Source organism: Nocardioides sp. (assembly GCF_036267815.1).
GTDB lineage: Bacteria > Actinomycetota > Actinomycetes > Propionibacteriales > Nocardioidaceae > Nocardioides.
Window position 1 is genome coordinate 141345 of the sequence record NZ_DATAVI010000063.1, and the last position, 12590, is coordinate 153934.

Consider the following 12590-nt stretch of genomic DNA (forward strand, 5'->3'; position numbering starts at 1 on the left):
GCTCCGACAGCGCCGACCGACCGGGCACACTCGACCCATGCCTTCGCCGCCGGTCCGACGCCACGTCGCGTCGACCGTCGCCGTCTGTGCCGTCGGGGTGGCGGGCTCCGCCCTCGTCGCCCGGGCGTCCTACGTCGTCGGCGCGCTGCCGCGCCACCACCTCGACCGCACCGTCGCGACCGGTCCGTACCGCTGGGTGTACCTGCTCGGCGTGGCCCTGATGGTCCTGTCCTGGCTCGCGCTCGGCAGGCTCGTGCTCGACCCGTCCGGCGAGGGCGGGACCCGCCGGCTGTGCTGGGTCTCGGCGGCGACGGGCCTGCCCCTGCTGGTTGCCGCACCCGTCACCAGCCAGGACGTCTGGACCTACCTCGGCCAGGCGAACGTCGCCGCACACGGCCTGGACCCCTACACCCAGGGCCCGGCCGCGGTGCCCGGGCCCTACCCGCACGCGGTGGCGCACGAGTGGCTCGCCACCGGCTCGCCGTACGGGCCGCTCTGGCTGTGGCTCTGCCGTGTGGTCGTCCGGGCCACGGCGCCACACCCCTGGGCCGGCATGTTCGTCCTGCGGGGCATCACGGTGGTCGGGATGGTCGCGCTCGGCCTGGCTCTGGTCAGGCTCGCCAGGCGCACCGGCGCACGTCCGGAGCCCGCGCTGTGGCTGGCCGTGGCCGGGCCGTTCCCGATGATCATGCTGCTCGGCGGCCTCCACAACGACGCGGTGATGCTCGCGCTGCTGGTCGGCGGTGTCGCGGTGACCGCCGGCACCGACGACCTGCGGCGGGCGCTGCTGATCGGTGCGACGCTCGTGGCCGCCGCCGCCGCCATCAAGGTGATCGCCCTGGTCGCGCTGCCGTTCCTGCCACTGGTCTGGTGGCGCTACGCCGGTCCGCGCCGCCCCGCCTACCCCCCGCTACGCCGCCTGGTCGGGGTGGGTGTGGCCACCTGCGTCGGAGGCGTCGCCGTCCTGGCCGCGGTCGGTCTGGTGACCGGGTTCGGCTTCGGCTGGGCGTCCCACGTCGGCGACGGGACCATCGGCGTGCGCTGGCTCTCGGTCTCCCAGCAGATCGGCAACGTCGCGCACCTGGTCGCCCCGGGCCGGGTGGCGGACCTTCCGAAGGATCGCTACCCGTTGGTCCATCCGGTGGGCCTGGTCTTCCTGGCTCTCGCCCTGGTGGCGCTGACGCTGACCGCTCGGCGGCGCCCGCCTGTGCGGACCCTGGCCCTGGCCATGCTGGTGATCGTGCTCAGCAGCCCCGCGCCGCGGCTGTGGTACCTGCTGTGGCCGCTGACGTTCCTGGTCGTGGACGCCCTGACGCCGCTGGTCGTCGTCGTCACGGCTGCGGCGTCGGCCACGCTGGTCCTGTGGTTCCCGGCCTCGGTGAGACCTCAGCCACCGGAGTGGCTCCTGCTCGTCCTGGTCGTCGCACTCGCCGGACTGGTCGCCGCGATCAGCCGGCCGGGCCCGTCGGGTGACCGGCTCAGGAGGCTTCCGCGACGGCCTGGGCGAACCGCCGTCCCGCCTCGCTGACGTCCTCGGCCGTGGTCTCCCAGCTGGTCACCAGCCGGATGCGCGTGGCGCCCATCCGGTAGAAGACGACCTCCCCGACGCGCTCGAGCGCGTCGATCGCCGCCGCGGGCAGGTCCACCCAGGCCATGTTCACGTCGACGCGTTCGACCAGCTCGATGCCGTCGACGGCCTCGAGCGCGGCGACCAGCTCGGCCATCCTCCGGTTGGAGCTCTGTGCCATCCGCAGCCAGAGGCCGTCGGTGAGGTACGCCGTGAGCTGGGCGGACTGGAAGCGCATCTTGCTGGTCACATGACCGGATCGCTTCGTGCGGTAGACGAGCTGGTCGGCGATCTCCTCGTCGAAGACCACGATCGCCTCGGCGCTCAGCGCGCCGTTCTTGGTGGCCCCCAGCGAGAGCACGTCGACCCCCGCCCGCCACGTCATGTCGGCGGGTGCGCACCCGTGGGCGGCGACGGCGTTGGCGAGACGGGCACCGTCGACGTGCACGCGGAGCCCGCGCTCGCGGGCGATGCCGGCGAGCTCGGCGACCTGCTCGGGCCGGTACGCCGTCCCCAGATCGCTGGGCAGCGTCAACGACAGGACGCTGGGCTGGCTCTCGTGCGGATCTCCCCACCGCACCGCCCCGAGCGTCGCCCGGAGCGCATCCGGGTCGACCAGGGCGTCCTCCCCCGCGACTCCCTGCATCACCGCTCCCCCGCCGAACAGCGACGTTGCGCCACCCTCGGAGGTCATGATGTGGGCCGTCGGATGGCAGAGAACGGCACCCCAGGGCGGCGTCAGGGCGGAGAGCCCCAGCGAGTTCGCGGCGGTGCCGCTGGTGACCGGGAACGCCCGGGCGGTCGGGTGGTCGAACACCGACCGGACGACGTCGTGCAGCTGGGCGGTCAGGTCGTCGCCGCCGTAGGCCAGGGCCGATCCGGTGTTGGCGGCTTGCACGGCAGCGAGGATCTCGGGGGCGACCCCGGCGGCGTTGTCGCTACGAAGCTCGATCACGGACACAGCCTGCCCGGTCGCCCGGGCGCGGCGCGAGGCGGGTCACTTCGGGTCGGCGCCCAACCCCGGGCGGCTCGACCGCCGTTGGCCTCAACCGCAGTGGGACAGGGTCGCGTCGTGACGGATCTGGTTGCCCATGTCGCGGGCCTGCGAGACGTAGGGAAGGACGATGCTGGCGCCGCCGGACGACGTCCCGATCCCGCCCTGGACCACGCACGACCGCACCTTGCTCGGGTCGACCTGCGCCATCACCTGGGCCAGCCGGAAGAGCTGCGACGGCGACAGGTTGGTGTCCATGTGGCTCATGGCGTCGAGCACGCCGTGCTCGACGAACCCGGGCTTGTCGGCGTTGGCCCGGACCTTGGCCTGGATGGCCTTGAGGACGATCTCCTGGTGCGCGGAGCGCTCGAAGTCGCCGGTCGGCAGGCTGTGCCGGATCCTCGAGTAGGCCAGGGCGTCGTAGCCGTCGAGGTGGATCCGGCCGGCCCTGAAGCCCTTGGGCTTGAGGTACTCGTCGCTGAAGGCGAACGGGTTGCGGATGTCGATGCCGCCGAGCCAGTTCACCATCTGGGTCAGCCACTGGAAGCGGGTGACGAAGACATAGTCGGGGTGGACGCCGATCAGGTTCCCCACGGTGTCCCCCATCAGCTGGGGGCCGCCGTAGTAGAGCGAGGCGTTGATCTTGTCGATCCCGTGCCCCGGGATGTCGACCCACGAGTCGCGGGGCACGCCGATGATGCTGGCGGCGTGGGTCCTGGTGTTGATGGTGACCAGCTGGAGGGCGTCACCACGGGTGCGGGTGAAGTCCTCGCCGGGCCGGGCATCGGAGCCGACGGCCAGGATCGAGATCACGTCGGGGCCCAGGGCCGCGGCGCTGCCCTGGTCCACCTTGACCAGCGCGAACTCCGTCGTCTTCGGCGAGGCGTCAGGCAGCACCAGCGTCACCACCGCGAGCACGACGCCGAGCGACGCCAGCTTGGCCACCCGCAGCACCCGGCGCCTCATCACTGGCCGCCCTTCGCCACGTCGTACCCGAAGATCTGCCAGGTCCCCAAGTCGTCGGGGCTGAGGAACAGCCGGCCGTGGACCATGACCCGCTTCGTCGCGTCTCCGGTCGTGGTGAACACCAGTGACACCCGGGCCGTGGCACCCGCGGGGCGACCGTGCGGAGCCAGCACGTCGACGGTGACCTTGCGCTTGACGACGTGGACGCCGTCGATCTGCTTGCGGAGGTCCCAGTTGGTCATCAGGCGCCGCTGGTGCTCGGCGTCCTTGCGGGCCGGAGCGGTGAAGGCCGCGAAGGCCGACCCGAAGCTGCTGCGGGGGTAGCTGACTGCGACGAAGCCGCCGTCGACCCAGCTGTCGACCGCCTTGCCCACGTCGTCGAGCACCTGCTTGCGGTGGCGGGCGAAGACCCGCTTGTTGGGCTGGTGCAGGTCGCCGGCGACACGCCCCAGGACGAGGGTCGACCCGGCCGGGGCCGCCGCGTCGGGCCCGGTGCTGCCGGACGGGCTCGAGCTCGGCGACGACGAACCGCCACCGCAGCCTGCGAGCGTCAGCGACAGGGCCGTCGACAACGCGACGGCGCTCACGCTCACGAGGATCCGAGAAGGCGGCCGGGCGGGGGTCGGGGAGAGGGCGGAGGAAGGCACTCCCCCACCTTGCACCACCCCGGGACCGTACTTCGGTATTTGTGTGCGTGGGGGACTAGCCTGGAGGCAGATCCAGTCCACCCATGCGCCCGTCCCGGAAGAGGCGAAGCAGACCCGTGTCGCAGCAGCAGACCACCCCCTCCGACACCCCCTCCCACACCCCGGCCGACAGCCCGGCCGTACCAGCTCCCTCCTCGGACTTCGGAGCCAACGAGTGGCTCGTGGAGGAGATGTACGAGCAGTTCCAGCGCGACCCGGCCAGCGTCGACCCGACCTGGGCGGCGTACTTCGAGGCGAAGGACGGCCGTCACGGCGTCGGCAACGGGTCGAGCAACGGCACCGGCTCGACCACCCCGACCACGCCGAGCAGGGCCAGTACGCCGAGCAAGGCCAGTACGGCGAGCACCGGCAGCGCGGGCGGCACGACCAGCAAGGCTGCGAGCGCACCCCCGCCCGCGGCCCCGGAGCCGGCCGCGCCCACGCAGTCACGCCCCCGGCCGGACACGGCGGCCGAGACGGCCAACGGCGCCGGCCGGCCGGTGCCGAAGGAGACCAAGGCCCCCGAGCCGGCGCAGGCCGGAGACCAGCCGACGTACACCGTGCTGCGCGGCGCGCCGGCGCGCACGGTGGCCAACATGGACGCCTCCCTGTCGGTGCCGACCGCGACCTCGGTCCGCTCGGTGCCCGTCAAGCTGCTGTGGGACAACCGGATCGTCATCAACAACCACCTCTCCCGGGCACGCGGCGGCAAGGTCTCCTTCACCCACCTGATCGGCTACGCCCTGGTCAAGGCCCTCAAGGCGATGCCGGAGATGAACGTCGGGTTCGACGAGGTCGACGGCAAGCCGACCCAGATCACCCCGGCCCACATCAACCTCGGCCTGGCGATCGACATGCAGAAGAAGGACGGGACGCGCCAGCTGCTCGTGCCCAACATCAAGGGCGCCGAGACGATGGACTTCGCGGGATTCTGGACGGCGTACGAGGACGTCGTGCGCAAGGCCCGAGACGGCAAGCTGACCGTCGACGACTTCGCGGGGACCACGATCTCGCTGACCAACCCCGGCACCATCGGGACCAACCACTCCGTGCCCCGGCTGATGCGGGGGCAGGGCGCCATCATCGGCGTCGGCGCGATGGAGTACCCGCCGGAGTGGCAGGGCGCCTCCGAGGACGCCATCGCGCGCAACGCCATCAGCAAGGTGATGACGCTGACCTCGACCTACGACCACCGGGTCATCCAGGGCGCGCAGTCCGGCGAGTTCCTGCGGCAGCTCCACCAGCTCCTGCTCGGTGACGGCGCCTTCTTCGACGAGATCTTCCGGGCGCTGCGGATCCCCTACGAGCCGATCCGCTGGAGCCACGACATCGCGACGTCCCACGACGACGAGATCTCCAAGCAGGCCCGCATCCTGGAGCTGATCCACGCCTACCGCGTGCGCGGTCACCTGATGGCCGACACCGACCCGCTGGAGTACCGCCAGCGCAGCCATCCCGACCTGGAGGTCGAGTCGCACGGCCTGACCCTGTGGGACCTCGACCGCGAGTTCGCGACCGGCTCCTTCGGCGGCGAGGGCCGGCGGTTCATGAAGCTGCGCCACATCCTGGGGATCCTGCGCGACTCCTACTGCCGTACGACCGGCATCGAGTACATGCACATCATGGATCCCGAGCAGCGCAAGTGGCTCCAGGAGCGCGTGGAGCGGCCGCACACCAAGTCGCCGCGCGAGGAGCAGCTGCGGATCCTGCTCAAGCTCAACCAGGCCGAGGCGTTCGAGACCTTCCTCCAGACCAAGTTCGTCGGTCAGAAGCGCTTCAGCCTCGAGGGCGCCGAGACGACGGTCCCGGTGATCGACGAGATCTGCGAGGCCGCCGCCGAGATCGGGCTGGACGAGGTCACGATCGGGATGGCCCACCGCGGCCGGCTCAACGTGCTGGCCAACATCGTCGGCAAGAGCTACTCCCAGATCTTCCGGGAGTTCGAGGGCAACATCGACCCGCGCACCGTGCAGGGCTCCGGCGACGTGAAGTACCACCTCGGCGCCGAGGGCGAGTTCCTCTCCGGGCAGGGCGACCGGATCAAGGTGTCGGTCGCGGCCAACCCGTCGCACCTCGAGGCCGTCGACCCCGTGCTCGAGGGGATCACCCGGGCCAAGCAGGACGTGCTCGATCGGGGCGCGGACTACCCCGTGCTCCCCCTGCTGATCCACGGTGACGCGGCCTTCGCCGGCCAGGGCGTCGTCGCGGAGACCCTCAACCTCTCCCAGCTGCGCGGCTATCGCACCGGCGGCACCATCCACCTGGTCGTCAACAACCAGGTCGGCTTCACCACCTCGCCCGGCTCCTCGCGCTCGTCGCTCTACTGCACCGACGTCGCCCGGATGGTCCAGGCGCCGATCTTCCACGTGAACGGCGACGACCCCGAGGCGTGCATCCGAGTCGCCCGCCTGGCCTTCGAGTACCGCCAGGCGTTCAACAAGGACGTCGTGATCGACCTGGTCTGCTACCGCCGGCGCGGTCACAACGAGGGCGACGACCCGTCGTACACCCAGCCGCTCATGTACGACCTGATCGAGCAGAAGCGCTCGGTCCGCAAGCTCTACACCGAGTCCCTGATCGGCCGAGGCGACATCACGATCGAGGAGGCCGAGCAGGTCCTCAAGGACTACCAGCTGCAGCTCGAGCGGGTGTTCACCGAGGTGCGCGAGGCCGACTCCCACCCGACCGAGTGGACGACGGTGCCGGACTACCCCGAGAAGCCGTTCGGGACGGCGCAGACCGCGATCCCCGTGGAGGCGATGAAGCGGATCGCGGACGCCTACGTGACGCCACCGCAGGGGTTCACGGTCCACCCGAAGGTGATGCCGCAGCTCCAGCGCCGTGCCACCGCGATCGCCGACGGCCCGATCGACTGGGGCACCGGCGAGATCCTTGCCTTCGGCTCGCTGCTCATGGAGGGGCGTCCCGTGCGGTTGGCCGGGCAGGACTCACGGCGCGGCACGTTCGTGCAGCGCTTCGCCACGATCATCGACCGCACCAACGCCAACGAGTGGACGCCGCTGACCGCCCTCACCGAGGACCAGGCGAAGTTCCACATCTACGACTCCCTGCTCTCGGAGTACGCCGCGCTCGGGTTCGAGTACGGCTACTCCGTGGCACGCCCCGACGCGCTGGTGCTCTGGGAGGCGCAGTTCGGCGACTTCGTCACCGGCGCCCAGACGGTCATCGACGAGTTCATCACCTCCGGTGAGAACAAGTGGCGCCAACAGTCGGGCGTCATCCTGCTGCTCCCGCACGGCTACGAGGGCCAGGGACCCGACCACTCCTCGGCGCGCATCGAGCGCTGGATGGCCATGGCCGCCGACGACGCCTTCGTCATCGCGCAGCCCTCGACCCCGGCGTCGTACTTCCATCTGCTGCGGCAGCACTCGCTCGGCGAGGAGCACCGGCCGATGGTGGTGTTCACGCCCAAGTCCATGCTGAAGCGCAAGGAGGCGGCCTCCCAGCCGCGCGACTTCACGACCGGCACGTTCCGGCCGTTCATCCCCGACGACGACGCCGACCCGGCAGAGGTCGACACCCTGCTGATCTGCTCCGGCCGGATCACCTGGGACCTGATGGTCGAGCGGGCCAAGCGGGAGGACGCCGAGCGGTTCGCCATCGCTCGCGTCGAGCAGCTCTATCCCGAGCCGACCGAGGAGATCAAGGCGCAGCTCGCGGCCCTGCCCGGCCTGAAGGCCGTCCGCTGGGTGCAGGACGAGCCGGGCAACATGGGCCCCGCGTCGTGGTACACCCTCAACGTGTGGCCCGAGCTGGAGCACCCGGTCGAGGTGATCACGCGGCCGCGGTCGTCCTCGCCGTCGGTCGGGACGGCCAAGCGCCACACCGAGGAGCAGAAGGCGCTGATCGCGGCGGCGTTCGCGCGTGAGGGCGACCGCACGGTCGCGAGCTACTGACCGGGGCGCAGCGTTGTACTTCACCGACCGCGGCATCGAGGAGCTGCAACGGCGCCGTGGCGACGAGGAGGTCACGCTGGACTGGCTCGGCGACCGGCTCCAGGAGTTCACCGACACCCACCCGGAGTTCGAGACCGCCGTCGAGCGCCTCGCGACCTGGCTGGCCCGCCTCGATGACCCCGAGGACTGACCGGCGTCGCAACGGGTCAGCGGGGGGTCCAGGGCACGAGCGGGCGCACGGTGACCTCGGGGATCGTGGCGTCGCGCGGCAGATCCAGCACGTGCAGGATCGTCGCCGCGACGGTCTCGGGGCTGATCCAGAGCGCCGAGTCGTAGGTGCCGCCCTCCTGCTGGTGCACCTTCTCCTGCATCGGCGTCGCCGTGCGCGACGGGAACACCGTGGTGACGCGCACGCCGTTGCCCATCTCCTCGGCTCGGAGCGCGTCGGCGAGGGCGCGCAGGCCGAACTTCGACGCGGCGTACGCCGACCACGAGGCGCCGGCCGCGAGACCGGCGGCGGAGTTCACGAACACGGCGGTGCCGCCGGCCGCCCTCAGGGCCGGCAGGCAGGCGCGGGTCACCAGCGCGGGCGCCACGAGGTTGACCTCGAGCTGCTCGCGGAGCTGGTGGGCATCGAGCTCCGCGACCGGGGCGAGCTCGACCACGCCGGCGATGTGGAGCATCGAGTCGAGACGTCGCGGAACGGCGTCGAAGCCGTCGACGGCATCGGGCTCGGCCAGGTCGAGGACGCGCACGTCGGCACCCGGGAAGACGGTCTCGAGCTCGTCTGCGCGGGCGCGGGTACGGGCGAGCAGAACCAGGTCGTCGCCCCGCGCGTGCAGTGCCCGCGCCACCGCGCGGCCGATGCCCGACCCCGCACCCGTGACCAGGTGGGTGGCCATCAGCGCGTGAAGACGATCTTGCCGAACACGTCGCCGTCGTTCATCGCGGCGAACCCGTCGCGCGCCGCGCTCATCGGCAGCGTGCGGTCGATCAGGGGCCGGGCGCCGGTCGCGTCGAGGAAGGACACGAGCTGGCCGAGCTCGGCGCGCGTGCCCATCGTCGAGCCGATCACCCGCAGCTGAAGGAAGAAGATCCGGTTCAGCTCGGTGGTGTCGGGGTTGGCGCCGCTCGTCGCGCCGCTGATCACCAGGGTGCCGCCCGGGCGCAGCGACCGCAGCGAGTGGGTCCAGGTGGCCGCACCCACCGTCTCCATCACGGCGTCGACCCGGTCGGGCAGGCGTGCGCCCGTCTCGTACGTCGCGTGGGCGCCGATCTCGAGCGCCCGGGCGCGCTTGGCCTCGTCGCGACTCGTGGCGAAGACCTGGAGGCCTCCGGCGCGCGCCAGGGTGATCAGCGCCGTCGCCACGCCTCCCCCGGCGCCCTGCACCAGGACCGACTGGCCCGGCCGCAGGGCCCCTTGCACGAAGAGCATCCGGTACGCCGTGAGCCAGGCGGTGGGCAGGCATGCGGCCTCGGCGAACGACAGCGACGCCGGCTTGGGCACGAGGTTCGCCTTCGGTACCGCGACCCGGTCGGCGAAGGTCCCCTGGTAGCGCTCGGAGAGCAACGACCGACGCGGGTCCTCGGTCTCGTCGCCCCGCCAGCCCGGGTCGCTGACGACCGCGTGGACCAGCACCTCGTTGCCGTCCTCGTCCAGCCCGGCCGCGTCACAGCCGAGGATCATCGGCAGCTGCTCCTCGCGCAGCCCGACCCCCCGCAGCGACCACAGGTCGTGGTGGTTGAGGCAGGCGGACTCGACCGTCACCGTCGTCCAGCCCTCGGGGACCTCCGGCTCGGGTCGCTCCCCCAGCACCAGCCCGCTGAGCGGGTCGTCGCTGCTGAACCTCTCGGCGTAGACCGCGAACATGTGCCGACCCTAGCCGGGCCCGGCGACGCCGTCCGCGCGGGCCGCAGCGGCAACGGCAGCGGCGACGCTGGGACCCACGCGGGGGTCGAACGGCGACGGGACGATGTGGTCGTCGGCGAGGTCGTCGCCGACCAGCCCGGCCAGCGCGTGGGCGGCTGCGAGCTTCATCCCCTCGGTGATCGCCGTGGCATGGACGTCGAACGCCCCGCGGAAGATCCCCGGGAACGCCAAGACGTTGTTGATCTGGTTGGGGTAGTCCGACCGTCCGGTCGCGACGATGCGCGCATGACGATGAGCGATGTCGACGGGGACCTCGGGGGTCGGGTTGGCCAGGCCGAAGATGATCGCGTCGTCGGCCATGCTCGCCACCACCTCCTCGGGCACGGTCCCGCCGGAGACACCGAGGTAGACGTCGGCTCCGACCATCACGTCGGCGAGCGAGCCGTGCCGGTCGTGTCGGTCGGCGGTGTCGGTGGCGAGCGCGCGCTTGACCGGCGTGAGGTCGGTGCGACGGGAGTTCAGCACGCCTTGCCGGTCGACGACCGCGATGTCGTCCACGCCCGCGCCACGCAGGATCCTGGCCACGGCCACTCCGGCCGCGCCGGCCCCGGAGACCACCACCCGCGTGTCCTCCGGCCGACGGCCGGTCAGGTGCAAGGCGTTGGTCAGGGCCGCGAGCGCGACGACGGCCGTCCCGTGCTGGTCGTCGTGGAAGACGGGGATGTCGAGCAGTCCCTTGAGCCGCTCCTCGATCTCGAAGCAGCGCGGTGCTGAGATGTCCTCGAGGTTGATCCCACCGAAGCTCGGCGCGAGCCGGACGACGGTCTCGATGATCTCCTCCACGTCGGTGCTCGCCAGGCAGATCGGCACGGCGTCGACCCCGCCGAACTGCTTGAACAGCACTGCCTTGCCCTCCATCACCGGCATCGCCGCCGCCGGGCCGATGTCGCCCAGCCCCAGGACGGCGGTGCCGTCGGTGACGACGGCGACGGTGTGCGGCACCCAGGTGTAGTGGCGGGTCAGCGAGGGGTCGGCGGCGATCGCCTCGCAGACCCGCGCCACGCCGGGGGTGTAGGCCAAGGAGAGGTCGTCGCGGCTCGTCAGGGCGACCCGCGAGCGCACCTCCAGCTTGCCGCCCACATGGAGGTCGAAGACCGGGTCACCGGCAAACGGATGGTCGCCGGGCGCGTCGACGATGGCAGCCATCCGGCCACTGTGGCACAGGGCGTACGACGTGCCGCACCGGTCGTGCGTTCGTGGACACCGCACGCCCGGGCGGCCCCACTCGGTCACCAGCGCCGGGCGAGTCCGGGGCGCGGCCAGAGGCGCGCCACGACGACGGCGATCACGTCGCCGGCCGGGATCACGCCCCGGTGGCGGGAGTCGACGCCCGCGTCGGGGTTGTCGCTGAGCAGCCACCACCCCGCCTGACCGCTGCGGGTGACGCGCGCCTCGGCCGCCCTCTTGACCGCCAGCGTGCCGTCGGGGAAGCGGGCGAGCACCAGCCGGCCGGCCGTCACCGGCGCGCCGTACCTGACCAGGAGGCGGTGGCCCGGCTCGAGGGTGGGTCGCATCGACTCGTGGTGGACGCGAGCCATCCCCACGGTCCTGAAGGCGCCGAGAACCCGGCCGATTGCGGGTCGTCGGATCGGGTACGAACCCGGTCCTGGGCGCCTCACCACGCGGAGTAGTGTCCCAGGTGAGTCATCACCACCATCTCGCTGGCGCCTTCGCCAGCCCCGAACCACGAGAGAGGTCCACGATGTTCGCGAAGCTGTTCGCCCCCACCGTCGACGTGTCGGCTCACTGCGACCTGCCGTGCGGTGTCTACGACCCGGCCCAGGCGCGCATCGAGGCTGAGTCCGTCAAGGCGATCATCGCCAAGGTCGCCGACAACGACGACCCGGACTTCCGCACCCGCGCGATCCTCATCAAGGAGCAGCGCTCGGAGCTGGTCAAGCACCACCTCTGGGTGCTCTGGACCGACTACTTCAAGCCGCCGCACTTCGAGAAGTACCCGCAGCTGCACACGTTGGTCAACGAGGCCACCAAGCTCGCCGGCGCCACCGGCACCAAGGGCGAGCTGGACGCCGGCAAGGCCGACGAGCTGCTGGCGAAGATCGACGAGATCGCGGAGATCTTCTGGGAGACCAAGAAGGCCTGAGGGCCCACAGCGCATGGACAGCCCGCACCTCGGCAGGGCCGAGGTGTCCCTGCGCGTCCCGGCCGACGGCGCCTACGTCTCGGTCCTGCGGACCATGACGGCCGGACTCGCCGCTCGCCTGGACTTCACTGTCGACGACATCGAGGACCTCCGGATCGCGGTGGGCGAGGCCTGCGCGCTCGTGCTGCCGCAGGCGCGGCCGGGCGGCGACCTCGCGGCGGAGTTCCGGCAGACTCCGAGCACCTTGGAGGTCTCGGTGCGGGTGGAGACCGAGGGCCGGGCCGAGCTCGACTACGAGAGCTTCGCCTGGCAGGTCCTCACCACGCTCGCCGACGAGGCGACGGCGGACGCCGGCGAGCGTCACCTCGAGGTGCGCTTCTCGAGCGACTCCAGCCTCGCCCTGCCCGAGACGAGCCGGTAGCGGCC

General features: G+C 71.6%; 12 protein-coding genes. 5 read left to right on the plus strand and 7 right to left on the minus strand.

Going from position 1 to position 12590, the window contains the following annotated elements; translation table 11 throughout:
- The first annotated feature begins 37 nt into the window (after positions 1–37).
- Positions 38–1528, plus strand: a complete 1491-nt coding sequence (gene mptB, locus VHW64_RS14080) for a polyprenol phosphomannose-dependent alpha 1,6 mannosyltransferase MptB (RefSeq protein WP_329651196.1) — start codon at positions 38–40, stop codon at positions 1526–1528.
- Here the strand turns inward: mptB and VHW64_RS14085 are convergent.
- From VHW64_RS14085 to VHW64_RS14095, 3 genes are all read right to left on the minus strand, one after another.
- Complete coding sequence (locus VHW64_RS14085; RefSeq protein ID WP_329651197.1) at positions 1479–2522, minus strand: threonine aldolase family protein; 1044 nt, start codon at positions 2520–2522, stop codon at positions 1479–1481. The genes mptB and VHW64_RS14085 overlap by 50 nt on opposite strands.
- A gap of 90 nt (positions 2523–2612) precedes the next feature.
- The gene (locus VHW64_RS14090; protein ID WP_329651198.1) at positions 2613–3527 is read right to left on the minus strand and encodes an LCP family protein; all 915 of its coding nucleotides are present in this window, start codon (positions 3525–3527) and stop codon (positions 2613–2615) included.
- Positions 3527–4114 carry a hypothetical protein gene (locus VHW64_RS14095; RefSeq protein ID WP_329651199.1) on the minus strand — a complete coding sequence of 196 codons (588 nt, stop codon included), beginning with the start codon at positions 4112–4114 and terminating at the stop codon, positions 3527–3529. Before VHW64_RS14095 ends, VHW64_RS14090 begins: the two co-directional genes overlap by 1 nt.
- Before the next feature lie 290 nt (positions 4115–4404).
- Here VHW64_RS14095 and VHW64_RS14100 point away from each other — a divergent pair, with 290 nt between their 5' ends.
- Positions 4405–8130 (plus strand): multifunctional oxoglutarate decarboxylase/oxoglutarate dehydrogenase thiamine pyrophosphate-binding subunit/dihydrolipoyllysine-residue succinyltransferase subunit, encoded by a 3726-nt coding sequence (locus tag VHW64_RS14100; RefSeq protein ID WP_414690501.1) that lies wholly within the window; start codon positions 4405–4407, stop codon positions 8128–8130.
- A gap of 13 nt (positions 8131–8143) precedes the next feature.
- On the plus strand, positions 8144–8320 hold the full coding sequence (locus VHW64_RS14105) for a DUF6104 family protein (protein WP_329651201.1): 177 nt from the start codon (positions 8144–8146) through the stop codon (positions 8318–8320).
- A gap of 16 nt (positions 8321–8336) precedes the next feature.
- Here VHW64_RS14105 and VHW64_RS14110 read toward each other — a convergent pair whose 3' ends face one another.
- From VHW64_RS14110 to VHW64_RS14125, 4 genes are all read right to left on the minus strand, one after another.
- A complete protein-coding gene (locus VHW64_RS14110; protein ID WP_329651202.1) occupies positions 8337–9032 on the minus strand; it encodes an SDR family oxidoreductase in 696 nt (231 codons plus the stop codon).
- On the minus strand, positions 9032–10000 hold the full coding sequence (locus VHW64_RS14115; RefSeq protein ID WP_329651203.1) for a zinc-binding dehydrogenase: 969 nt from the start codon (positions 9998–10000) through the stop codon (positions 9032–9034). Before VHW64_RS14115 ends, VHW64_RS14110 begins: the two co-directional genes overlap by 1 nt.
- A gap of 9 nt (positions 10001–10009) precedes the next feature.
- Positions 10010–11206, minus strand: coding sequence for an NADP-dependent malic enzyme (locus tag VHW64_RS14120; protein ID WP_329651204.1), 1197 nt, complete (start codon positions 11204–11206; stop codon positions 10010–10012).
- 83 nt (positions 11207–11289) lie between these two features.
- Entirely contained in the window at positions 11290–11598 is a 309-nt protein-coding gene (locus VHW64_RS14125; RefSeq protein WP_329651205.1) for a S24 family peptidase, read from the minus strand.
- Positions 11599–11762: 164 nt separating this feature from the next.
- Here VHW64_RS14125 and sodN point away from each other — a divergent pair, with 164 nt between their 5' ends.
- Both sodN and VHW64_RS14135 read left to right on the plus strand, forming a co-directional pair.
- A complete protein-coding gene (gene sodN, locus VHW64_RS14130; RefSeq protein ID WP_329651206.1) occupies positions 11763–12164 on the plus strand; it encodes a superoxide dismutase, Ni in 402 nt (133 codons plus the stop codon).
- 13 nt (positions 12165–12177) lie between these two features.
- On the plus strand, positions 12178–12585 hold the full coding sequence (locus tag VHW64_RS14135; protein WP_329651207.1) for an ATP-binding protein: 408 nt from the start codon (positions 12178–12180) through the stop codon (positions 12583–12585).
- Positions 12586–12590 lie beyond the last annotated feature (5 nt).